23 protein-coding genes are annotated in these 21,053 nt (G+C 55.7%); 19 read left to right on the top strand and 4 right to left on the bottom strand.

Translation table 11 applies throughout. The features are described 5' to 3' along the window. Nucleotide 1: 1 nt before the first annotated feature. On the bottom strand, nt 2-1,183 hold the full coding sequence (metK, locus tag AAGF34_RS01290; RefSeq protein ID WP_342618829.1) for a methionine adenosyltransferase: 1,182 nt from the start codon (nt 1,181-1,183) through the stop codon (nt 2-4). A 215-nt stretch (nt 1,184-1,398) separates the two neighbouring features. Here metK and AAGF34_RS01285 point away from each other — a divergent pair, with 215 nt between their 5' ends. Both AAGF34_RS01285 and AAGF34_RS01280 read left to right on the top strand, forming a co-directional pair. Then, nucleotides 1,399-2,196: a lysophospholipid acyltransferase family protein gene (locus tag AAGF34_RS01285; RefSeq protein WP_342618828.1), complete on the top strand. Its 798-nt coding sequence runs from the start codon at nt 1,399-1,401 to the stop codon at nt 2,194-2,196. Further along, nucleotides 2,193-3,056 (top strand): lipid A biosynthesis acyltransferase, encoded by an 864-nt coding sequence (locus AAGF34_RS01280; RefSeq protein ID WP_342618827.1) that lies wholly within the window; start codon nt 2,193-2,195, stop codon nt 3,054-3,056. The genes AAGF34_RS01285 and AAGF34_RS01280 overlap by 4 nt, the downstream gene beginning before the upstream one ends. Here AAGF34_RS01280 and yihA read toward each other — a convergent pair. Further along, nucleotides 3,019-3,663 carry a ribosome biogenesis GTP-binding protein YihA/YsxC gene (yihA, locus tag AAGF34_RS01275; RefSeq protein WP_342621201.1) on the bottom strand — a complete coding sequence of 215 codons (645 nt, stop codon included), beginning with the start codon at nt 3,661-3,663 and terminating at the stop codon, nt 3,019-3,021. The genes AAGF34_RS01280 and yihA overlap by 38 nt on opposite strands. Nucleotides 3,664-3,818: 155 nt before the next feature. On the opposite strand from yihA, the gene AAGF34_RS01270 reads away from it, so the two are divergent. The 3 genes from AAGF34_RS01270 (at nt 3,819) to AAGF34_RS01260 (ending at nt 6,299) form a co-directional block, all read left to right on the top strand. Beyond that, entirely contained in the window at nt 3,819-4,448 is a 630-nt protein-coding gene (locus tag AAGF34_RS01270) for a c-type cytochrome (protein ID WP_342618826.1), read from the top strand. A 226-nt stretch (nt 4,449-4,674) separates the two neighbouring features. Beyond that, entirely contained in the window at nt 4,675-5,679 is a 1,005-nt protein-coding gene (msrP, locus tag AAGF34_RS01265; protein WP_342618825.1) for a protein-methionine-sulfoxide reductase catalytic subunit MsrP, read from the top strand. Between the two features lie 8 nt (nt 5,680-5,687). After that, nucleotides 5,688-6,299 carry a protein-methionine-sulfoxide reductase heme-binding subunit MsrQ gene (locus AAGF34_RS01260; RefSeq protein WP_342618824.1) on the top strand — a complete coding sequence of 204 codons (612 nt, stop codon included), beginning with the start codon at nt 5,688-5,690 and terminating at the stop codon, nt 6,297-6,299. Between the two features lie 7 nt (nt 6,300-6,306). Here the strand turns inward: AAGF34_RS01260 and AAGF34_RS01255 are convergent, their stop codons facing one another. Then, entirely contained in the window at nt 6,307-6,384 is a 78-nt protein-coding gene (locus AAGF34_RS01255; protein ID WP_342621200.1) for a lipoprotein, read from the bottom strand. A 63-nt stretch (nt 6,385-6,447) separates the two neighbouring features. Here AAGF34_RS01255 and cyaY point away from each other — a divergent pair, with 63 nt between their 5' ends. After that, the gene (gene cyaY, locus AAGF34_RS01250) at nt 6,448-6,777 is read left to right on the top strand and encodes an iron donor protein CyaY (RefSeq protein WP_342618823.1); all 330 of its coding nucleotides are present in this window, start codon (nt 6,448-6,450) and stop codon (nt 6,775-6,777) included. Here the strand turns inward: cyaY and AAGF34_RS01245 are convergent, their stop codons facing one another. Continuing rightward, nucleotides 6,778-9,147 carry a penicillin-binding protein 1A gene (locus AAGF34_RS01245; protein WP_342618822.1) on the bottom strand — a complete coding sequence of 790 codons (2,370 nt, stop codon included), beginning with the start codon at nt 9,145-9,147 and terminating at the stop codon, nt 6,778-6,780. 265 nt (nt 9,148-9,412) lie between these two features. On the opposite strand from AAGF34_RS01245, the gene AAGF34_RS01240 reads away from it, so the two are divergent. The 13 genes from AAGF34_RS01240 (at nt 9,413) to AAGF34_RS01180 (ending at nt 21,022) form a co-directional block, all read left to right on the top strand. Beyond that, complete coding sequence (locus tag AAGF34_RS01240; RefSeq protein WP_342618821.1) at nt 9,413-10,492, top strand: pilus assembly protein PilM; 1,080 nt, start codon at nt 9,413-9,415, stop codon at nt 10,490-10,492. Further along, on the top strand, nt 10,489-11,127 hold the full coding sequence (locus AAGF34_RS01235) for a PilN domain-containing protein (RefSeq protein ID WP_342618820.1): 639 nt from the start codon (nt 10,489-10,491) through the stop codon (nt 11,125-11,127). The genes AAGF34_RS01240 and AAGF34_RS01235 overlap by 4 nt, the downstream gene beginning before the upstream one ends. A gap of 9 nt (nt 11,128-11,136) precedes the next feature. Continuing rightward, the gene (locus tag AAGF34_RS01230) at nt 11,137-11,805 is read left to right on the top strand and encodes a type 4a pilus biogenesis protein PilO (protein WP_342618819.1); all 669 of its coding nucleotides are present in this window, start codon (nt 11,137-11,139) and stop codon (nt 11,803-11,805) included. Further along, nucleotides 11,802-12,344: a pilus assembly protein PilP gene (locus tag AAGF34_RS01225; RefSeq protein ID WP_342618818.1), complete on the top strand. Its 543-nt coding sequence runs from the start codon at nt 11,802-11,804 to the stop codon at nt 12,342-12,344. The genes AAGF34_RS01230 and AAGF34_RS01225 overlap by 4 nt, the downstream gene beginning before the upstream one ends. A gap of 29 nt (nt 12,345-12,373) precedes the next feature. Next, the gene (locus AAGF34_RS01220; protein WP_342621199.1) at nt 12,374-14,446 is read left to right on the top strand and encodes a type IV pilus secretin PilQ; all 2,073 of its coding nucleotides are present in this window, start codon (nt 12,374-12,376) and stop codon (nt 14,444-14,446) included. Between the two features lie 220 nt (nt 14,447-14,666). After that, on the top strand, nt 14,667-15,188 hold the full coding sequence (locus AAGF34_RS01215; protein WP_342618817.1) for a shikimate kinase: 522 nt from the start codon (nt 14,667-14,669) through the stop codon (nt 15,186-15,188). Between the two features lie 44 nt (nt 15,189-15,232). Further along, complete coding sequence (gene aroB, locus AAGF34_RS01210; RefSeq protein ID WP_342618816.1) at nt 15,233-16,342, top strand: 3-dehydroquinate synthase; 1,110 nt, start codon at nt 15,233-15,235, stop codon at nt 16,340-16,342. Next, on the top strand, nt 16,327-17,568 hold the full coding sequence (locus AAGF34_RS01205; protein ID WP_342618815.1) for a deoxyguanosinetriphosphate triphosphohydrolase: 1,242 nt from the start codon (nt 16,327-16,329) through the stop codon (nt 17,566-17,568). Before aroB ends, AAGF34_RS01205 begins: the two co-directional genes overlap by 16 nt. Nucleotides 17,569-17,605: 37 nt before the next feature. After that, nucleotides 17,606-18,253, top strand: coding sequence for a hypothetical protein (locus AAGF34_RS01200; RefSeq protein ID WP_342618814.1), 648 nt, complete (start codon nt 17,606-17,608; stop codon nt 18,251-18,253). Then, nucleotides 18,253-18,834 carry a DUF1415 domain-containing protein gene (locus tag AAGF34_RS01195; RefSeq protein ID WP_342618813.1) on the top strand — a complete coding sequence of 194 codons (582 nt, stop codon included), beginning with the start codon at nt 18,253-18,255 and terminating at the stop codon, nt 18,832-18,834. The genes AAGF34_RS01200 and AAGF34_RS01195 overlap by 1 nt, the downstream gene beginning before the upstream one ends. Further along, nucleotides 18,831-19,763: an SAM-dependent methyltransferase gene (locus AAGF34_RS01190; RefSeq protein WP_342618812.1), complete on the top strand. Its 933-nt coding sequence runs from the start codon at nt 18,831-18,833 to the stop codon at nt 19,761-19,763. The genes AAGF34_RS01195 and AAGF34_RS01190 overlap by 4 nt, the downstream gene beginning before the upstream one ends. Nucleotides 19,764-19,807: 44 nt before the next feature. Next, the gene (locus AAGF34_RS01185) at nt 19,808-20,275 is read left to right on the top strand and encodes a hypothetical protein (RefSeq protein WP_342618811.1); all 468 of its coding nucleotides are present in this window, start codon (nt 19,808-19,810) and stop codon (nt 20,273-20,275) included. Nucleotides 20,276-20,323: 48 nt separating this feature from the next. After that, on the top strand, nt 20,324-21,022 hold the full coding sequence (locus AAGF34_RS01180) for a transposase (protein ID WP_342618810.1): 699 nt from the start codon (nt 20,324-20,326) through the stop codon (nt 21,020-21,022). Nucleotides 21,023-21,053: the final 31 nt, after the last annotated feature.

Below are 21,053 nucleotides of genomic sequence, written 5' to 3'. Positions count from 1 at the left end.
TTTACAGGCCCGCCGCTGCGCGCAGTGCCGCGGCCTTGTCAGTGCGTTCCCAGGTGAACTCGGGCTCTTCGCGACCAAAGTGGCCGTAGGCAGCCGTCTTTTCGTAGATGGGGCGCAGCAGGTCCAGCATCTGGATGATGCCCTTGGGACGCAGGTCGAAGTGTTCGTTGACCAGCTTGGCGATCTGCTCGTCGGGGATCACGCCCGTGCCTTCGGTGTAGACCGTCACGTTCATGGGGCGGGCCACGCCGATGGCGTAGGCCACCTGAACCTGGCACTGGCGCGCCAGTCCGGCTGCCACCACGTTTTTGGCGACATAGCGTGCAGCGTAGGCAGCAGAACGGTCCACCTTGGATGGGTCCTTGCCGGAGAACGCGCCACCGCCGTGCGGGCAGGCGCCGCCATAGGTGTCGACGATGATCTTGCGGCCAGTCAAGCCGCAGTCACCTTGCGGGCCGCCGATGACGAAACGGCCGGTGGGGTTGATCAGGTACTTGGTGTCCTTCAGCCATTCCTTGGGCAGAACCGGCTTGATGATTTCCTCGATGATGGCTTCGGTGAAGCTGGCCTTCATCTTGGTGGAGGTTTCGGACTGGTCCGGGCTGTGCTGGGTGGACAGCACCACGGTGTCGATGCTGTGGGGCTTGCCGTCCACGTAGCGCATGGTCACCTGGCTCTTGGCATCGGGACGCAGGAAAGGCAGGCGGCCATCCTTGCGCAACTGGGCCTGGCGCTCCATCAGGCGGTGGGCGTAGTGGATGGGCGCAGGCATCAGCTCGGGCGTTTCGTTGCAGGCGTAGCCAAACATCAGTCCCTGGTCGCCGGCGCCGATGTTGAGATGGTCGTCGGAGGCATGGTCCACACCTTGGGCGATGTCGTTGGACTGCTTGTCGTAGGCCACGAGCACGGCGCAACCCTTGTAGTCGATACCGTACTCGGTGTTGTCGTAGCCGATGCGCTTGATGGTGTCGCGCGCGACCTGGATGTAGTCGACGTGTGCATTGGTGGTGATTTCACCTGCCAGCACGACCAGACCGGTGTTGGTCAGCGTCTCGGCGGCCACACGGCTGCGCGGGTCCTGCTTGAAGATTGCGTCGAGAATCGCGTCGGAAATCTGGTCGGCAACCTTGTCGGGGTGGCCTTCGGATACGGATTCGGAAGTGAAGAGGAAGTCGTTCGCCATAAAAAGTTCTCCAAAAGTTCAACAAGTTGCGTTGCTTGGGCTTTTGGGCTTGCAGCGAACGCTTTAGCAGATTGGCCAAATTGGCAGGGCACAATGGCGATCCCGAAAGAAAAGCCACAGTGCATGTCGCCCTGCAAGTAGTTCTGTAACTCAGCGACACGCGCCATTTTATCTCAGCAATGACTTCAGTATTCAGACTCTTATCGCATGGGCCCTTGTGGCTGCTGCACGGCCTGGGCTGGGCCATGGGCTGGATCGCGTTTCTGGCATCGTCAACTTACCGTCGCCGTTTCCTGGAAAACGCTGCGCTGGCAAGGGTTCCGGGGGCTCAATGGCGAAAGGCGGTAGGCGAGTCCGGGAAGATGGTCGCCGAACTGCCACGGCTCTGGATGGGCTCCGATGTACCCATCTTCTGGGATGGTAAAGAGCATGTAAAAGCCGCGTTGGAGCTGCAGCGCGGTATCGTTTTTCTGACGCCGCACTTAGGTTGTTTTGAGGTGTCTGCCCAGGCTTACGCCGCAGCCTTTGGTATTCACGGCAAACCCATGACCGTGCTGTTCCGGCCCCCGCGCAAGGCCTGGCTGCAGGCCGTGGTGGGCGCGGCGCGCCAGCGCCCCGGTTTGCTCACTGCACCCACCACGCTGGCTGGCGTGAAGCAACTCATCAAGGCCTTGAAGTCCGGGCGCTGCATAGGGTTGTTGCCAGACCAAGTTCCTCCCGAAGGCATGGGCGTATGGGCACCATTTTTTGGCAAGAACGCGTACACCATGACGCTTTCGGCACGTTTGGCCCTGCAAACCGGAGCAACCGTGCTGGTCGCCTGGTGCGAGAGACTGTCTTGGGGCCGCGGTTTTGTGGTGCACGTCTCCCCGATGGCAGAGGTCCTCTCCAGTGACATGCAGATCGCGGCAGGGCAAATCAACCAGTCCATGGAGCGCTTGATTTGCCAACTTCCATCGCAGTACCTGTGGGGTTATGCACGGTACAAGACGCCCCGGAGCACCGAGTCGTGACGCAATGGACGTTGACGCTGCTGCAATGGATTGCGGTGCTTCCGCTGTCCTGGGTGCGCGCTTTGGGGGCGGGGTTGGGGTGGTTGTTGTATTGGACCGTGGGCTCACGCAGACGTGTGGTACAGACCAATCTGCGTCTGTGCTTTCCAGACTGGAGCGAGGTGCAGGTTCGTGCGTGCAGCCGCAGCACCTTCGTGTATTTCGCCCAGGCATGGTTGGACAGGGGCTGGCTCTGGCACGGTGAGGAGTCTCGGCTGGACAAGCGCCTGCGCATCATCGGCCACACCGAAGAACTGCTAGGCGAAATGCCCACGGTTATTTTTGCTCCGCACTTTGTCGGACTGGATGCTGGCTGGACAGCCATTACGCGGCAATTGCCTCGTCACTTCACCACCATCTATACCAATCAGGCCAATACAGTAGCGGATGCCTGGATATTGCAAGGGCGCAAACGCTTTGGGAACGCGCGTCTGTTTGGTCGCATCGATGGCGTCAAACCCATCGTGGCGGCGCTCAAGGCCGGTGACCCGCTCTATTTGCTGCCGGACATGAATTTCGGGCCAGAGGACTCGGTGTTTGTGCCTTTTTATGGCGTGCCGGCGGCAACCGTTCCATCCCTGTCGCGCTTTGCCAGGCTAAGCCGGGCCAAGGTGGTTCCGGTGTTGGCCCGAATGACACCGCAAGGCTATGACATCGAGATATTGCCGGCGTGGGTCGGTTTCCCAACGGCGGACGCAACGGCCGACACCGCGCTGATGAATCAGCGGTTGCAAGCCTATATAGACACCATGCCCGCCCAGTATTACTGGGTACACAAGCGGTTCAAGGATCGGCCGGCGGGGGAGCTGCCTCCGTACTAGGCGCCTTGGGGTGGGCCCATTGCCATAGCAGTTGTGCCACGTCTTCTATGCCCTGGCGCTTGGTGGCAGAGAACAGTTTGACTTCTCCTCCGCCCGCTTGCAGCTTGGTAATGGAGAGCACTTTGGCAGCCTCGGTGCGGGTCAGTTTGTCGGCCTTGGTCAGGACGATCAGGAACTTCAGTCCCTCTTCCACGCGCGGACGGATGACTTCCAGCAGCACTTCGTCCAGCTCGGTCATGCCATGGCGGGGGTCGCACATCAGCACGATACCCATCAGATTCTTGCGCGAAACCAGATAGTTGGCCATGACCTGCTGCCAACGGATCTTGTCCTGCTTGGGCACGGCTGCATAGCCATAGCCGGGGAGATCGGTCAGCACCGCATCCATCACACCTTGCTTGCCAAGCGAGAACAGGTTGATGTGCTGGGTGCGCCCCGGCTTTTTCGAAGCAAAGGCCAATTGTTTTTGCTGCGTCAGGGTATTGATGCAGGTGGACTTGCCTGCGTTGGATCGACCCACAAATGCGATTTCCGGCACATCCAGTGCGGGCAGGAAGTGCAATTGGGGCGCTGTCGTCAGGAATTTGGCGGTATGCAACCAGCCCATGGCTACCGCAGCCGCAGACTTTTCTGGAGGTGTTTGAGGGGGGACGGTGCCAGCGGAGCGGCTTGGGTTTGGAGGGGTGGTCATTGATCGATAAGGTAAACCCGAAGCCGCATTGTAGAATGCGAGCAGTTTTGCTTCTCAGAAACCACCCCACTATGAAGTTGATTGCCCATTTGCTCATCGCTGGCTTTGTTGCCGCATCCTCTTTCTCAGCTGTGGCCACTGAGGCTGCACCTGCCAAATTCAAGCCGGACTTGGCTAAGGGTGAAGCGAGCTTCGGCGCCGTTTGCGCCGCCTGCCACGGTGCTGATGGCAATTCCGGCACACCCACATATCCAAAGCTGGCGCAACAGCATCCTGAATACATCGTCAAGCAATTGACCGAATTCAAGTCCGACAAGCGTGCCAACGCCGTCATGAAGGGCATGGCATCGGCTCTGTCCGAAGAAGACATGAAGAACATTGCCTACTGGGTGACAACCAAGGCGTCCAAGCCTGGCTTCTCCAAGGAAAAGGACTTGGTCACGTTGGGCGAGCGCATCTACCGCGGTGGTATTGCCGATCGCCAGGTTCCTGCTTGTGCTGGCTGCCACAGCCCCAATGGCGCCGGTATTCCTGCACAGTTCCCACGTCTGGCCGGCCAGCATGCGGACTACGCCGTGGCTCAGCTGACTGCGTTCCGTGATGGTGTTCGCAAGAACAGCGCCCAGATGTCGGGCGTTGCAGCGAAGATGAATGACCGCGAAATCAAGGCCGTAAGCGACTACATCGCCGGACTGCGTTAATCCTGCTGCAGGTTATGCGCCTATGAGCGCTGACCTGCATAGATTGTCTGAAAAGGCGGGCTCCGAAAGGAGTCCGCCTTTTCTTTTGTGAAATAACCTGGGCGGAGGATGACTTTTTCCGCTTGTGTTAGCTTGGCGCACCGGTTTGCCTAGGGCCCATGAAATTGGGGAAAGCTGTAAGAAGCGACGCCATTGTCAGACCAACGCGAAACAAGGACTTTTCTCCATGCTCATCAAATCTCAAGACAATGGTTTCAATCACCTCGTAGCGAGTGAAATCACGCCCCAGGCAATCTATACACGTAGACGCGAACTGCTCAAGGGCGCTGCCGCGTGGGCTGCAGGCGCGGGGCTGGCGTCGTGGACCGCGCGTGAAGCGTTTGCGGATTCGGCCTGGGGCAGTCGCCTGGGCAAATTGGCTGCACTGAATACCCAGGCATCCAAGGTAGAAGGGGCTCTGACCATGGAAAAGGTTACGCCCTACAAGGACGCCAGCGGGTACAACAACTTTTACGAATTCGGCACGGACAAATCCGACCCCGCTGCCAATGCACACACGCTCAAGACCTCGCCCTGGACGGTGGAAGTGGAAGGCCTTATCAAGAAACCGGGCAAGTTTGCGCTGGAAGACTTGCTCAAGCTCAGCCCGCTGGAGGAGCGCATCTATCGTCTACGTTGCGTGGAGGGGTGGTCCATGGTCATCCCGTGGATTGGCTATTCCCTGTCGGAGTTGATTCGCAAGGTGGAGCCATTGGGGAGTGCCAAATACGTGGAATTCATCAGCCTGGCCGACCCCAAAACCATGCCGTTTGTGGGCTCACGGATTCTGGATTGGCCCTATGCGGAAGGACTGCGTCTGGACGAGGCCATGCATCCGCTAACGCTTCTCACCTTCGGTATGTACGGCGAAGTGCTGCCCAACCAGAGCGGTGCGCCGGTACGTGCGGTGGTGCCCTGGAAATACGGCTTCAAGAGCGGCAAGAGCATCGTGAAGATCCGTTTTGTTGAAAAGCAGCCCGGTACTGCCTGGAACAAGGCAGCGGCCAATGAATACGGCTTCTACTCCAACGTCAATCCGACTGTGGATCATCCGCGCTGGAGCCAAGCCACGGAGCGCCGTATCGGAGAAGACGGACTGTTTGCCAAGAAGCGCAAGACGTTGATGTTCAATGGTTATGAGGCACAAGTGGGTCAGCTGTATGCCGGCATGGACCTGAAGAAGTACTACTGAGTCTGTTCATGCGTGTCATGCTGAACCGCTGGCTTTCCAGCGCTGTGGCCAAGCCTGTTTGGTTTGTGGTGTCCGTCCTGCCTGTTGCGTGGCTGGTTTGGGGCGCCGTTGCAGACCAATTGGGAGCAAATCCTGCTGAGGCCTTGGTGCGGGCAACGGGAGACTGGACCTTGCGTGCCCTGTGCATTGTGCTGGCGGTCACGCCGTTGCGTACCGTTTCAGGCGTGACGGGCTTGGCCCGCATGCGACGCATGGCGGGGCTGTTTGTGTATTTCTACGCGTCGCTGCATCTGCTGGCCTACGCCTGGTTCGATATGGGCTTTGAGCTGCCCGATATTGCCAAGGACATAGCCAAGCGTCCCTTCATATTGGTGGGTTTCAGCGCATTTGTGTTGCTCACGCCATTGGCATTGACTTCCTTCAATCGCGCCATCAAGGCCATTGGGGCCAGGCGTTGGCAAGTGCTGCATCGTGCGGCCTATTGCGTGGCCGGATTGGCCATACTGCATTTCTTCTGGATGCGTGCGGGCAAAAACAACTTTGCCGAAGTGGCGGTATATGCGGCGGTACTGTCGGTGTTGCTCGGCTGGCGTTTGTTGCGCCGCTTGCAGCAGTCGTAGCCGCTGTTTATTTGGCCGTCGAGGCCGCTGGTGGTGTGGGCAAGTACAAAGGGCCGGTCTGCCCGCAACCCGCCAGATTCAACATGCACACACCAAGGACTATCAGGGTGGCTAGAATTTGCTTTGCTTTCAACATCGCCAAATTGTAATGACTGACCTCGAATTCCTGGATCAAGCCGAAGCCCTGCTCAAAGCCGTGGAGGAATGTTGTGATCGCATGAACGACGAAGGCGATGCAGATATCGACAACCAGCGCGTGGGTGACATGGTGACGATGACCTTTGCCAACAGGAGCCAGATTGTCATCAATTTGCAAAAGCCATTGCATGAAATATGGATGGCGGCAAAGGCGGGTGGCTACCACTACCGGTGGCTGGATGACCAATGGCAGGACACCAAGGGGCAAGGCGAGTTCTTCGCACAGTTGTCGCGTCAGGCCAGTGTCCAGTCTGGCCAGAAGCTGGAATTCACCGCCTGATCAGTTCTTGAACAGATCAATGATCTTCTTCTTTTCATCGGTAGGGACCTGAGCAGGCTCTGACTTCTCTCCTGCATTGAGGCCGGACACGCCATTGCCTTTGGCGAATTCTTCAAAGTACCACTCGCCGCCTACCCGTGTGATGCCTTCGGGCGCAGTCGGCTCCATCACGGGCACACCTTTGAGGGCGGTCTCCATGAAAGAGATCCACACGGGCAGGCTCAAGCCGCCGCCGGTTTCCCGGTCGCCCAACTTGCGTGGTGTGTCGTAGCCAATCCAGGTTACGGCCGTGATGGTGGCCTGGTAGCCGGCAAACCAAGCGTCCATGGAGTCGTTGGTGGTGCCGGTCTTTCCGTAGATATCGGGTCGTTTCAAGGTGGCCTGCGCGCGTGCTGCGGTACCGGAACGGGTGACTTCCTGCAGGAGACTGGTCATCAGGAACGCATTGCGCGCTTCTATGGTGCGCTGTGACTCATCCAGAACCACCGGGGGGGTGTTCACCAGAACCTTGCCGCGCTGCTCACTGATTTTGGTTACCAGCCAGGGGTTGACCCGGTAGCCACCGTTGGCAAAGACGGAATAGGCCCCAGCCATCTGCATGGGGGTGACCGAGCCCGCGCCCAGCGCCATGGTCAGGTAGGGCGGATGCTTGTCCGCATCAAAACCGAAGTTGGTGATCCACTCTTGCGCGTATTGGGTGCCAATGGACTGCAGAATCTGGATGGAGACCATGTTCTTGGACTTTGCCAGTGCACGGCGTAGCGTCATGGGCCCTTCAAAGGTCCCATCGTAGTTCTTGGGCTCCCAGGGTTGGCCGCCGGTTGTTCCTGCATCGAAAAACAACGGTGCATCGTTGATGACCGTGGAAGGCGTGAAACCCTTTTCCAGCGCCGCGGAGTAAATGAACGGTTTGAAGCTGGAGCCTGGCTGACGCCAAGCCTGGGTTACGTGGTTGAACTTGTTCTTGGCAAAGTCAAAGCCGCCTACAAGCGCACGGATAGAGCCGTCCCGGGGGTCTACGGCTACAAACGCACCTTCCACTTCGGGTAGTTGGGTGATTTCCCAGCCGCCTTTGGCAGTTTTCGCCACGCGGATCACAGCGCCGGGGCGCAACTTGATATTGGGCGGCGCCTTGTCGGAAAGGCCGGACTGCGCGGGTTTGAGGCCATCCCCCGTGATTTCCAGGGTTTCACCTGCCGTGCGCATGGCTTTGATGTGTTTGGGGTCCGCTTCAATGACTACGGCCGACATGACGTCGCCGTTGTCGGGATGTTCGTCCAGCGCGTCATCTACGGCGTCTTCGATGTCCTGCTGCGTTGTGGGAAGGGTGATGAACTTTTCCGGGCCACGATAGATCTGGCGACGCTCAAAGTCCATGATGCCTTTGCGTAGCGCCTTGTAGGCGGCGTCCTGCTCGTCGGAATGGATGGTCGTTTGAACGTTGAGGCCGCGGGTGTAGGTCTCATCGCCATACTGGTTGTACATGAGCTGGCGCACCATTTCGGCGATGTACTCGGCGTGGATCTTGTTGCTGTCGGCCCCGCTTTTGACCTTGATTTCCTGCGCTTTGGCGGCTTCGGCTTCCGCTTGCGTAATGAAGCCGTTCTCCAGCATCCGGTCAATGATGTAGAGCTGGCGTGAACGAGCACGCCGTGGATTGCTGATGGGGTTGTAGGCGGACGGTGCCTTAGGCAGTCCGGCCAGCATGGCTGCCTCGGCGATGGTTATGTCTTTCAGTGGCTTGCCAAAGTAGGTTTCCGACGCAGCCGCAAAGCCGTAGGCACGGTTCCCCAGGAAGATCTGGTTCATGTAGATTTCCAGAATCTGGTCCTTGCTGAGCATGTGTTCCAGCTTGAAGGTGAGCAGAATTTCGTAAATCTTGCGGGTGAAAGTCTTCTCCGAGGAAAGATAGACATTGCGCGCCACCTGCATGGTGATGGTTGACGCGCCTTGGCTCTTCGCCCGTCCGACGTTGGCCAAGCCAGCGCGGATCACGCCCATGTAATCGACACCGCCGTGTTGGTAGAAGCGGGCGTCTTCAATGGCCAGAACTGCGTTGGACATGACCTTGGGGATGTCCTTGATGGGGGCCAGATTGCGCCGTTCTTCTCCAAATTCCCCGAGCAGGTCACCTTCCGCCGAGTAGATTCGCAATGGCAGTTTGGGACGATAGTCCGACAGATCAGAAATGTCCGGCAGGTTGGGAAAAGCGACTGACAACGCAATGGCCAACACGATCAAACCGCTGAGCACGGCAGCGAGACCCAAGCCGGATGCCCACAGCAGCACCTTCAACCCCCAATGCATGGTTTTCTTTTTCGCAGGGGATGCCGCCTTGGACGGTTCGGAAGGTGGGGAGGTGGAGGGCATAAAAGAAGGTGGGTTGTCGCCGTCACATTATAAAAATGCATGTAAAGTTCAGGCGCGGGTCGACCGGTATCTTGGCATGGGCGCCGCAAAGCACCTGATGAATGTTCATTTTTTGGGAGATACCTGTATATATCGTCTGCTTTTGACAACGCTCGACCGGAGGTCAGAATTAAAAAACCTTTGCCGGACAACGGGCTTGCTGATAGCATTGAAGTGAATTCTTAAGTAGGACTGGCATGTAGCTGGTCTGTTTCAGGGGACAGTTTTGATCTCATTGGGGTCGCTTTTTAGTCGTCAACCTGCGCCTTTGATCGGGCTTGACGTAAGCACGTCTGGTGTGAAACTGGTCGAATTGGGTCGTGACAAGGCGGGCAACCTGGTATTGGAACGATGTGCCATTGAGCCTCTGGAGCGAGGCTGGATCGCCGACGGCAATATCGAAAAGTTCGACGAAGTTGCGGACGCCATCAGGCGACTGGTCAAGAAGAGCGGCACCAAGACCCGCAACGTGGCTATGGCATTGCCACCCTCTGCGGTAATTACCAAGAAGATCATTCTTCCTGGAGGCATGTCTGACTCTGACCTCGAATTGCAGGTTGAAACGGAAGCCAACCAGTACATTCCCTTTCCGCTGGATGAGGTCAGCCTGGACTTTTGCGTCATGGGGCCCAGTTCAACTTCAGCCGGCGATGTAGAGGTCCTCATTGCAGCATCTCGGCGCGAAAAGGTGCAGGACGTACAGGGGCTGGCAGAGGCAGCCGGATTGACTGCCGTCGTGGTTGATGTGGAATCCTATGCGTCACGGATGGCAACCAATCGACTGATTGAGAACCTTCCTGATCAAGGTAAGGGCCAGATCGTGGCATTGTTTGAGTTGGGGTCGCTTACCACCAGCATGCAAGTTATGCGTGATGAAGACGTGCTGTACGACCGAGACCAGGCCTTTGGTGGCGCGCAGCTCACGCAACAAATTGTGAGGCAGTATGGTTTTTCTGCGGAAGAGGCCGAGGCCAAGAAGCGCAGTGGCGAGCTACCCGAGGACTATGAGTCTGCTGTACTGAATCCGTTTATTGAGACGATGGTTCAAGAATTGGGGCGGGCATTGCAATTTTTCTTTACCAGCACGCCACACAACAAGGTGGACTACATCATGCTGGCGGGTGGCTCTGCGGCATTGCCTGGATTGACTGCAGCAGTGACCCAGCACACATCCTTTCCGTGCACACTTTTGAATCCATTTGATGGAATGGAAATAGGAAGTGGCGTGCGTCTCAAGAAAATGACCCGTGAGGCGCCGTCCTATCTGACCGCCTGTGGCCTGGCCTTGCGGAGGTTTACCCAGTGATTCTGATTAACCTGCTTCCGCACAGGGAGGCCGCGCGTAAACGGCGGCGCGACATATTCAATGTTTCATTGGCTGGATCAGCCTTGTTGGGTGGGCTGATTGCAGGTACCATTTTCCTTTGGTACGAGTCCGAGATATCTGCGCAGCAAAATTCAAATCAAATCATTGCGAGTGAAATTACCAAACTGGAAGGGCAGATCAAGGAGATCGCCGGCTTAGAGGGGGAAATCGCTGCGTTGAAGGCGCGCCAACAGGCGGTTGAGGATCTGCAGTCTGACCGCAATTTGCCGGTTCACTTGTTGACCGAGTTGGTAAAACAACTTCCTGACGGAATTTTTGTGTCCAAAATGGTTCAGGTGGACCAGTCGGTCACATTGACCGGTACGGCGCAGTCCAACGAACGCGTAGCGGAACTGTTACGCAATCTGGGAAGCAATACGCCTTGGTTCAGCAAGCCTGAATTGATTGAAATTGTGGCTGGAAGTATCACGCTTCCGACCAAAGAACAAAAGCGAGTGTCCAATTTTGTTATCAAGGTGCGCCTCATGCGTTCGAGCGAAGCAGAAAAGGCGGTAGCGCCTGCTGCCGGCGCATCTGCGCCAGCGGCGGCAGCTTCTTCTCCTGTGAAGAAATAGCATAAAGCCATGGCTACCAAATCATTACCTTCGATTGACTTTCAGGCGTTTCAGGACAATCTGAAGAGCCAGTTTTCCAATTTGGACCCTCGCGATCCGTCCGTTTGGCCTTCCATTCCGCGGTATGCGCTTTTTTGCGTAACAACATTGGTGGTGCTGGTTGTTTTGTGGTTCGTATGGCTGAGTGGCTCGCAAGATGCGTTGCAAGAAGAGCAAGCTAAAGAGGTCAAGCTTCGTGAAGATTACAAAGTCAAGTTGGCTAAGGCGGTCAATCTTGATGTGCTGAAGAAGCAGCGCGAACAGGTGCAGCAGTATGTGACGCAGCTCGAAAAGCAGTTGCCCAGCAAGGCGGAAATGGATGCTTTGCTGTCCGATATCAACCAGGCCGGGTTGGGCCGCAGCCTCCAGTTTGATCTGTTCCGCCCTGGTCAGGTGGCCGTGAAGGAGTATTACGCTGAGCTGCCGATTGCTCTGAAAGTGACGGGCAGGTACCACGATATAGGCGCATTCGCTTCGGATATTGCCAATTTGTCCCGCATTGTTACGCTGAACAATCTGACGATTTCCCCCAAGGCGGATGGGGCGCTTGCGATGGATTCCACGGCCAAAACCTTCCGATACCTTGATGATGATGAGGTTAAGGCGCAGAGAAACGCTTCAGGGCCCAAGAAAAAATGAAGCACGCTCATATTACTTTGTTGTTAATTGCCGGGTTTGCACTGGTAGGCTGTGGTTCGTCCAAAGAAGATGATGTTCGAGCCTGGATGGTGCAGGAGCACAATCAGACCAAGCCACACGTTCCCCCCATTCAGCCGCCTAAGCAGTTCATACCTGAACCATATGCCAATACGACGGCGGTGGATCCGTTCAGCAATCTGAAGCTCACGCAGGCACTCAAACGGGACTCATCGCAGTCTTCCACCAATGCGAGCCTTGTCGCACCTGAGCTGGCCCGGCGTAAAGAAGCGTTGGAGGCCTTTCCTTTGGACTCCATGGCATTGGTTGGAAGCATCATCAAGGCTGGGCAGCCGGTTGCCTTGGTTAAAGTCGACAACTTGCTGTATCAAGTCAAACTTGGAAACTATTTGGGACTGAATTTTGGTCGTGTTACAAAAATCACGGAAACAGAGGTCACTCTTCGGGAAATCGTGCAGGATGCGGTTGGCGAATGGATTGAACGCGTTGCAACGCTCCAGTTGCAGGAGAGGTCCAAATGAATATCAATAATTTTGGGTTAGGGTCTTACATGTGGCGTCGTATCTTCTTTGCACTGTCCTTGATGACGCTTGCTCCTTTGTGCTGGGCTCAGAATGCAATTGAATCGGTGACCGGCTCCATGCAAAGCGGGGTGGAGTATGTGCGAATCGACTTGTCAAAGGCGCTCGACTCAGTTCCTACAGGTTTTACCATTCAGTCGCCCGCTCGCATTGCGTTGGACTTTCCTGGGATCACCAATGCAATGGGTCGATCTTCCATTGAGGTCAATGAGGGCAATCTGAAGTCTGTCAGCGTTGTGCAGGCTGGTGAGAGAACCCGTGTGGTTCTGAATTTGAAACAGGCAACGACATACAAGGCGGAAATCAAGGGCAAATCTTTGTTGGTCGTGCTGGACCCCAGCAGTGCCAGCGCCAAGAGCGCTACAGCGACCTCTACATTTGCAGAAAACCGTACACGCGATGTACAGGCATTGAAGGATGTGGACTTCCGCCGCTCGGCAGATGGTTCCGGTCGCGTGGTTGTCACTTTGCCCAACAGCAATGTGGGTGTGGACATTCGTCAGCAAGGCAAGGCATTGGTTGTTGAATTCATGAAGACATCGCTCTCCGAAGGGCTGCGTCGTCGCATGGATGTTGGCGACTTTGGTACCCCCGTCAAAACGGTTACCACTACGCAAGTCGGGGACCGGGTGCGTATGGTCATTGAGCCGCAAGGGCTTTGGGAGCACTCGGCCTATCAAAACGATGAACAGTTCGTAGTTGAGGTCAAAGAGGTTAAGGTAGACCCCAAGAAGTTGACCCAAGGTATTGGTTATAACGGTCAGAAGCTGTCCCTGAATTTCCAGAGTATCGAAGTGCGTTCGCTGCTGCAGGTCATAGCCGACTTCACCAACTTCAATATTGTTACTTCGGACAGTGTGAACGGATCAGTGACGTTGCGTTTGCAGGACGTTCCTTGGGATCAGGCACTGGACATCATCTTGCAAGCCAAAAATTTGGGCATGCGCAAGAGTGGTAACGTGATCTGGGTTGCTCCAAAGGATGAAATTGCCGCCAAGGAAAAGCTGGATCTGGAGTCCATGACTGCAGTTCAGAATCTGGAACCGGTGAAGACGCAGTCGTTCCAAATCAACTTTGCTAAAGCGGCGGATATCGCTACGCAAATCAGCGGGGCTGGGGCCTCGGCGTCGGGTTCCGTTACAGCCCGTATTTTGAGCACCAGGGGAAGCGTAATAGCGGAGCCTCGTACGAACCAATTGTTCGTCACCGATATTCCCAGCCGCCTGGAACAAGTCCAGGACTTGCTTGCAAAGCTGGACGTTGCAGTTCGCCAAGTGGTGATTGAAGCGAGAATTGTGGAAGCTTCTGACACCTTCAGCAAAGCCCTTGGCGTTCGTCTGGGGGCGACTGGAGGTAGCTCTCAATTCAATGGCGCCGACAGTGTTGCCTTTGGAAATAATTACAGCAATGCAGTTGCGGCGAGCGGAGCCGGTGGAACTGTGGATGCAACGTCGAGCGCCGTGAATTTGCCAGTGGCAGGCACGGCTGCTGGAACTTTTGCGTTGTCAATATTCAATGCGTCTGCCAATCGATTCCTGAATTTGGAAATTTCAGCCATGGAGTCCGATGGCAAAGGCAAGGTCATCTCGAGCCCGCGCGTTGTAACGGCCGACCAGACAAAAGCGCTGATTGAGCAAGGTACTGAATTGCCGTATCAAGTTGCTTCTTCGAGTGGTGCCACAAGTATTCAATTCCGCAAGGCCAATCTGAAGCTGGAAGTGACTCCACAAATCACACCTGAAGGCAGCATTATTCTTACTTTGGATGTGAACAAGGATACGGTCGGGCAGCTTACAAGCGCTGGCTACGCCATTGACACCAAACATATACAGACGCAGGCACTTGTTGAAAATGGTGGAACCATCGTGATTGGTGGCATCTTTACGGAGGATCAGTCTGATGGCGTGGACAAGGTTCCATTCTTTGGCGACCTGCCTTTTGTGGGCGCTCTATTCAAAAGAACAACTAAGAGCACCAATAAAAAGGAAATGCTTGTATTCATTACCCCCAGAGTATTGGCTGACCGCAGTGCTTCTAACTAAGCATCTGTATTGCGAAAAAGTACTTTGGTCCTGAATTTTTCGAAAAGAGTATCTTCTACTACCTAGAGGTTTGCTTGCGTATTGTTCCCGCGCAATGCGTTTGTTTCCAGTTGGAACGGGGCAACAACATGGGTAAACCTATGGACCAAGTGCCGTTTTCATCGATCCGGGAAAAGTGCCTGCGTATACTCTACGGTTTTCCTACAGTGGATGATTTAGCGTGATTTCGTTAGTCGGTCTTCCCGGCTCTGGGAAGACCACCGTCGGGCGACAACTCGCCCGACGTCTCCAGCTCCCGTTTGTAGATTCGGACCAAGAGATAGAAGTCCGCATCGGCTGTTCCATTCGTGAATTCTTTGAGCGTGAAGGCGAGGCCCGCTTTCGTGACATCGAGCAGGAGGTCCTGGACACCTTGACCCAAGGTGCCAATAAAGTGCTGTCCACCGGTGGCGGAGCGGTACTTCGTCCTGAAAATCGGCAGCATTTGCGTGAACGCGGACAAGTGGTGTATCTCAAGTCAACGCCGGAAGAGCTTTTTCGCCGCTTGCGGCATGACTCCAACCGCCCCTTGCTACAGGTGGCAGATCCCATGCACAAACTCAAGACCCTGTATACCGAACGTGATCCGCTGTATCGGGAGGTGGCGCATTTCGTGTTGGAGACTGGTCGACCCTCTGTTTCTACGCTGGTCAACATGATCGTGATGCAATTGGAGCTATCTGGCGCGGGTCAACAGCCCTAAATCTGCGCCGGAGGGAGCTTTTGCAAAAGCTCTAAACTTGAGCTATGAGCAAGCCAAATTTCCAAACAGTCGCCATTGATTTGGCGGAGCGCAGTTACGACATCCATATTGGTTCCCATCTCATGGTTGAAAAAACCATGTGGGAGGCGCTTCCACGGGCCACCTCGGTACTGATCGTCTCCAACGAGACGGTTGCTCCGCTTTATGCAAGGCAATTGGAAGAGTTGCTGCGTGCGAAATTTCCCAAGGTCATTACCTTGTCGTTGCCCGATGGCGAAGCGCACAAGAGCTGGCAGACCTTGAACCTGATATTTGATGCGCTTTTAGAAAACGGCTGCGATCGCAAGTGCCTGCTTGTGGCACTTGGCGGTGGCGTCGTCGGCGACATGACCGGATTCGCAGCCGCAAGTTTCATGCGCGGCGTACCCTTTGTTCAAGTGCCAACCACCTTGCTCTCACAGGTGGATTCTTCGGTGGGTGGGAAAACCGGCATCAATCACCCCCTAGGCAAAAACATGATTGGAGCGTTCTACCAGCCGTTACGGGTGATTTGCGATCTGGACACCTTGAAGACACTTCCTGCCCGGGAAATGAGTGCGGGTCTGGCGGAGGTCATTAAATACGGTCCGATCTCGGATATGGGCTTCATGGAATGGCTGGAGCAGAACATGGATCTGCTGATGGCGCGCGATGTGGATGCGGTGACCCACGCTGTGCGGCGTAGTTGCGAAATCAAGGCATGGGTAGTTGCACAGGATGAGCGTGAGGGCGGTCTGCGTGCCATTCTGAATTTTGGACATACGTTTGGTCACGCCATTGAAGCCGGCATGGGTTATGGCGCGTGGCTGCACGGTGAGGCTGTCGGTTGCGGCATGGTTATGGCGGCGGAGCTATCCAGGCGGCTGGGATTGGTTGATGAGAGCTTTGTCGTGCGGCTGACGGCGCTGGTTGTTCGTGCCGGTTTACCAGTTGTGGGGCCAATATTGGATGCTGCGGACAACGCCGGGCGATATCTGCAGCTTATGCGTCTGGATAAAAAGTCGGATGCCGGCGAAATCAAGTTCGTGCTGATTGACGGGCCTTCAAGAGCCTGTGTGCGTGGTGCGCCAGATGCAATGGTGCGCGAAGTGATCGATGCATGCTGCACACACTAGATCAATCTTCTTCGGTGGCAACCGGTCTCGCGCCGTATGCGTGTGATCCATCACAGACCCGCGGACGGCGTATTCCTGAGACCAAGGCGCCAACGCGCACCGACTATCAACGCGATAGGGACCGCATTGTGCATTCCACGGCGTTCAGGCGACTGGTTTACAAGACACAAGTGTTTCTTAACCATGAAGGCGATCTTTTTCGAACACGGCTTACCCACTCGCTGGAGGTGGCGCAACTCGGTCGTAGCATTGCCCGCTCGCTTCATCTGAATGAAGATCTGGTGGAGGCCATAGCCCTGGCGCATGATTTAGGACATACACCTTTTGGTCATGCGGGCCAGGATGCGTTGCATGAGTGCATGACTGAATTCGGTGGCTTTGAACACAACCTGCAAAGCTTGCGCGTGGTGGACTTGCTGGAAGAAAGGTACCCGCAATTTGACGGACTAAACCTGACTTTTGAAACACGTGAAGGGATACTCAAGCATTGCTCGCGCGTCAACGCTACCTTGCTGGAAGCCGCTGATCACAGCTACCCCGATGGCCTGGGCGGGGTGGGGCAACGTTTTTTGACCGGTGCGCGCCCCAGTCTTGAGGCGCAGCTATGCAATCTGGCTGATGAAATTGCGTACAACGCCCATGACATAGATGATGGGATTCGCTCTGGATTGATCACTTTGGAGCAGTTACAAGACGTACCGCTTTTCCTGGAATATTGCGAACAGGCCCAGATTGCACATGCCCACTTGCGGCAACCCAATCAAAAGCGCCGTCTGGTATACGAGAGCATCCGCTTGATGTTGAGCGCCCAAGTGTTTGACGTGATTGATGCTACCTCAGAAGCCATTGAAAGGGCAGGCGTGCAACAGCTTGCAGATGTGCGGCAAAGTGGCTCCTTGGTGAAGTTTGACTTGGATATGCAAAGCCGGTCTTCACAACTCAAGCACTTCTTGTTTGCGCATCTATATCGGCACCCGCAAGTCGTGCAAACAATGGAGCAGGCCAAGACGGTGGTGCGTGAGTTGTTCGAGGCATATTGTGAGAGGCCTCAGGAGATGCAAGCAGGTTTCGCGCTGAGGTCCCAGTTGGAAACGGTCGCAACCTGGGATGCGGGACCCGCATTGCAGCGGAGCGTGGCAGACTACATCGCCGGCATGACAGATCGTTTTGCTTCCAGGGAACATCACCGCCTTACTGGGCGGCGTGTGCTTCCAACGGTGGCGTGACCGAAATCTAGAAAATGAAAAACGTAGTGGAGGCCCTGTGGGATTTTTGGATCAATTGAAGTCACAGGCGGCGGAGCTGACCAATCAGAATTCAGACAATGCGCGTGACCTTTCTGTCAACTTTGTCAAGACAGAAGCGGCATGCGAAATCGTGTCGCATTACTTGCGTGAATTGGCCAAGCAATTGAATGTTATTGAGCCAACAGGGCCTCGGTTTATTCTGAATGGCAATACGCCTTGGCCTGCCATGAAGTTAGTCAAGTTCAGCGCGGATGCCCGCAAGAAGAGTTTTCGGGATAAGGAAGCTTTTGACACGATCTCCATAGGTTGGACAATGATCCCGAAGATGGGCATTCCTGTCGGTGGAGCGGTGATTGTCAGCTTCTTGCCGGATGCGGACAATGTGCAAAGGATGTTGGATCTAGCCGGTGTTTCTTATGAGCGCAAAGAGCATAGACACCCCGAGCGAAGGAGTCTTCTATCCGTGCGGTTTGAATACACAACCCAGGCGAGAGGAGGCGTGATGGTCACCGCAGATCACGATGCTGCACAACTGGTGTTTCGGGTTGCCAATGCAGAGGGTTTTGGGGTTTTCACAATTCCCATTGAATCGGAGCGCGTCAACAGCAACCTGATGGACGAATTGGCGAAGCTCATAGTGGCGCAGCCAAGCAGGTTTCCATAATGTCTCAAATTTCAGAGAGAGATAAGACCGTGCAGGAGGACACGCGCCGCTGGGTTCAGCGGGCAGTGATTGGTCTCAACCTGTGCCCATTTGCCAAATCCGTCGAAGTAAAACGGCAGGTACGTTATGCCGTCAGCCACGCGTCGCGCGCGAAGGGCCTGCTGGCGGACTTGAAGCGGGAATTGCTGCATCTTGTTGACACCGACGCGGCGATTCTGGACACGACGTTGCTCATTGCGCCGGACGGATTTTCTGATTTCCTGGAGTTCAATGATCTCCTGCAACGTGCTGATCAATTGCTGGTCGATCTGGATCTGGACGGCGTATTGCAAATTGCCAGCTTGCACCCCAAGTACCAGTTTGCCGATACGGATCCGGAAGACATCACCAATTACACAAATCGGGCGCCATATCCCACGCTGCATTTGTTGCGTGAAGAAAGTGTGGATAGGGCGGTGGCGGCATTCCCGAATCCTGAAGCCATATTCGAAACCAATATGCAAACAATGCGACGCCTAGGCGCTGACGGTTGGGGCGCACTGGACTTGGCCGCGCGTGCGACCGACGAAGACCCCTCATGAAGCACACCAAACCACAATCCCGCAAGAGCTCATCCCAAGGGGCGTCCTTAGCTGGCCTGGAAGTCAATCCTTTGGCGGCGGAACTGCGGCCGGGGCAGTCGATTGAATTGCTCAAGGAATTGCACATCCTCACGCGTGAGGGCAAGCTCAATCAGGACTCGAGACGCAAACTCAAGCAGGTGTATCACCTGTTCCAGTTCATCGAAAAACTGCTCGATGAACTGCAGACGGAGAAGCACCAGACTTTCAGTCTGGCGGACCATGGTGCAGGAAAGTCCTATCTTGGATTCATTCTGTATGACCTGTATTTCAAGGTCCATGCGGCTGGACACATTTATGGAATAGAGACACGAGCGGAGCTGGTTGACAAGTCAGCCCAATTGGCAGCCAGACTGGGCTTTGACCGCATGTCGTTTCTCAATCTCACGGTGGCCGAATCGGGCCAGAGCAGCAAACTGCCCGACCGCGTCGATGTGGTTACCGCATTGCACGCATGTGACACGGCAACCGACGATGCCATTACCTTTGGGTTGCAGAAGCGAGCCCGGGCCATGGTCCTGGTGCCGTGCTGCCAGGCAGAGGTTGCCCGTCATCTGAACCAAAGCAAGGCTCTGTCACTGTCCCGAACGCCGTTGGCCGAACTGTGGCGCCATCCCTTGCATACGCGTGAGATCGGCAGCCAAATTACCAACGTGTTGCGCTGCCTGTATCTGGAGTCCTGTGGCTACCATGTGACGGTGACCGAGCTGGTGGGGTGGGAGCACAGCATGAAGAACGAACTCATTCTTGCCCGCTACACCGGCCAAAAGAAACGCAGCGCGGCGCAGAGATTGCGCGCAATCCTGCAGGAATTTGGGATTGAATCCCTGCTTGACACCCGCTTTACACACCTGCCAGACAATCAGGCAGACAACGAAATGGCCGTTTAAACCGTTATGGTGCGGTCCCCTCTAAATAGTTTGTGGAGTTCCAGATGAGAAAAGCAATTCGTATTGCTGTGGTTGTGGCCATTGCGGCGGTTTTGGGTGCCTGCGCTTCCAGCAGTCCGGATGTCGTTCAGCGTGGTGAGGCGCAGCGCATGGCGCAGGTGGAAGACGGTGTGATTCTTTCGGTTCGTTCCGTCACCATTGACGGCAGTCAATCTGGTGCTGGCGCCGTGGTTGGTGGCGTGGTGGGAGCCATTGGCGGCTACAGCGGAAGTGGTGTGCAGCGCGAGGGGCAAGTTCTGGGTGTGCTGGCTGGTGTGGCGGGAGCTGCGGCCGGTAACATGATTGAGCGCTATGCCACGCGCGATGAAGCGTTGGAAATTTTGGTGCAGCTCAAAGGGGGCGAGCGTCGCGCCATTGTGCAAGCCAAAGGTACGGAAAAGCTGGAGGCAGGGGACCCTGTAATCATTGTGACGACGGGCGGCAAAGTGCGCGTTACCAAAGCGCCCAAGTAACCGTGCGCTCCTGCGGCATGGCGCCACCGTACTGCGGGACCGTTTGATATGGCACGCTTGCCCCGTTTGAGCTTCCCGGGCTTGCCCCACCACGTGATCCAAAGAGGGCATAACGGTCAGCCCATATTCCTGCGACCTTCAGATTACCAGTACATGCTGAATCTTGTGCTGGAGTACGCGCGGGAGTTTGACGTGGCCGTGCACGGCTATGTGCTGATGCCCAATCACTTTCATTTGCTTGCGACACCGATCGCCGCCGACGGATTGCCACAAATGCTGCAGTCAATTGGTCGCCGCTATGTGCGCTATTTCAACGATGCACAGGCTAGGACCGGCACTTTGTGGGATGGGCGCTACCGCTGCACGGTTTTGCAACCGGAGAAATACGTTCTTCCTTGCATGGTCTATATGGATGCCAATCCGGTGAGAGCCGGAATTGCGGCCTCCGCCGCGGACTACGAGTGGTCCAGCCACGGCCATTACGTGGGAAGAAGGCAAGACCGGGTGATTACACCGCACGCACAGTTTTGGGGACTGGGTAATACCCCGTTTGCACGTGAAGCCGCTTACGGGGCGTTGGTGCAAGAGGGAATTGCCAGTAGTCTGCAGCAGACGCTGACGGACTCAACCTTGAAGGGCTGGGCATTGGGCGACGCCGTGTTTGTGGAGAAGCTCCAGAAGGAGACCTCCAGACGTCTCACCAAAGGGCAGCCAGGGCGGCCAGCAAGAGAAAAAAAGCAACAGTAGCATAGTCTGGCAATTGGGATTTTATATGTCC

Origin of the sequence: Rhodoferax sp. GW822-FHT02A01, assembly GCF_038784515.1 — a bacterium.
In the GTDB taxonomy this organism is placed as follows: domain Bacteria; phylum Pseudomonadota; class Gammaproteobacteria; order Burkholderiales; family Burkholderiaceae_C; genus Allorhodoferax.
Note: the sequence above shows the minus strand (reverse complement) of the source record. Positions and strands in the feature narration are given on the sequence as shown.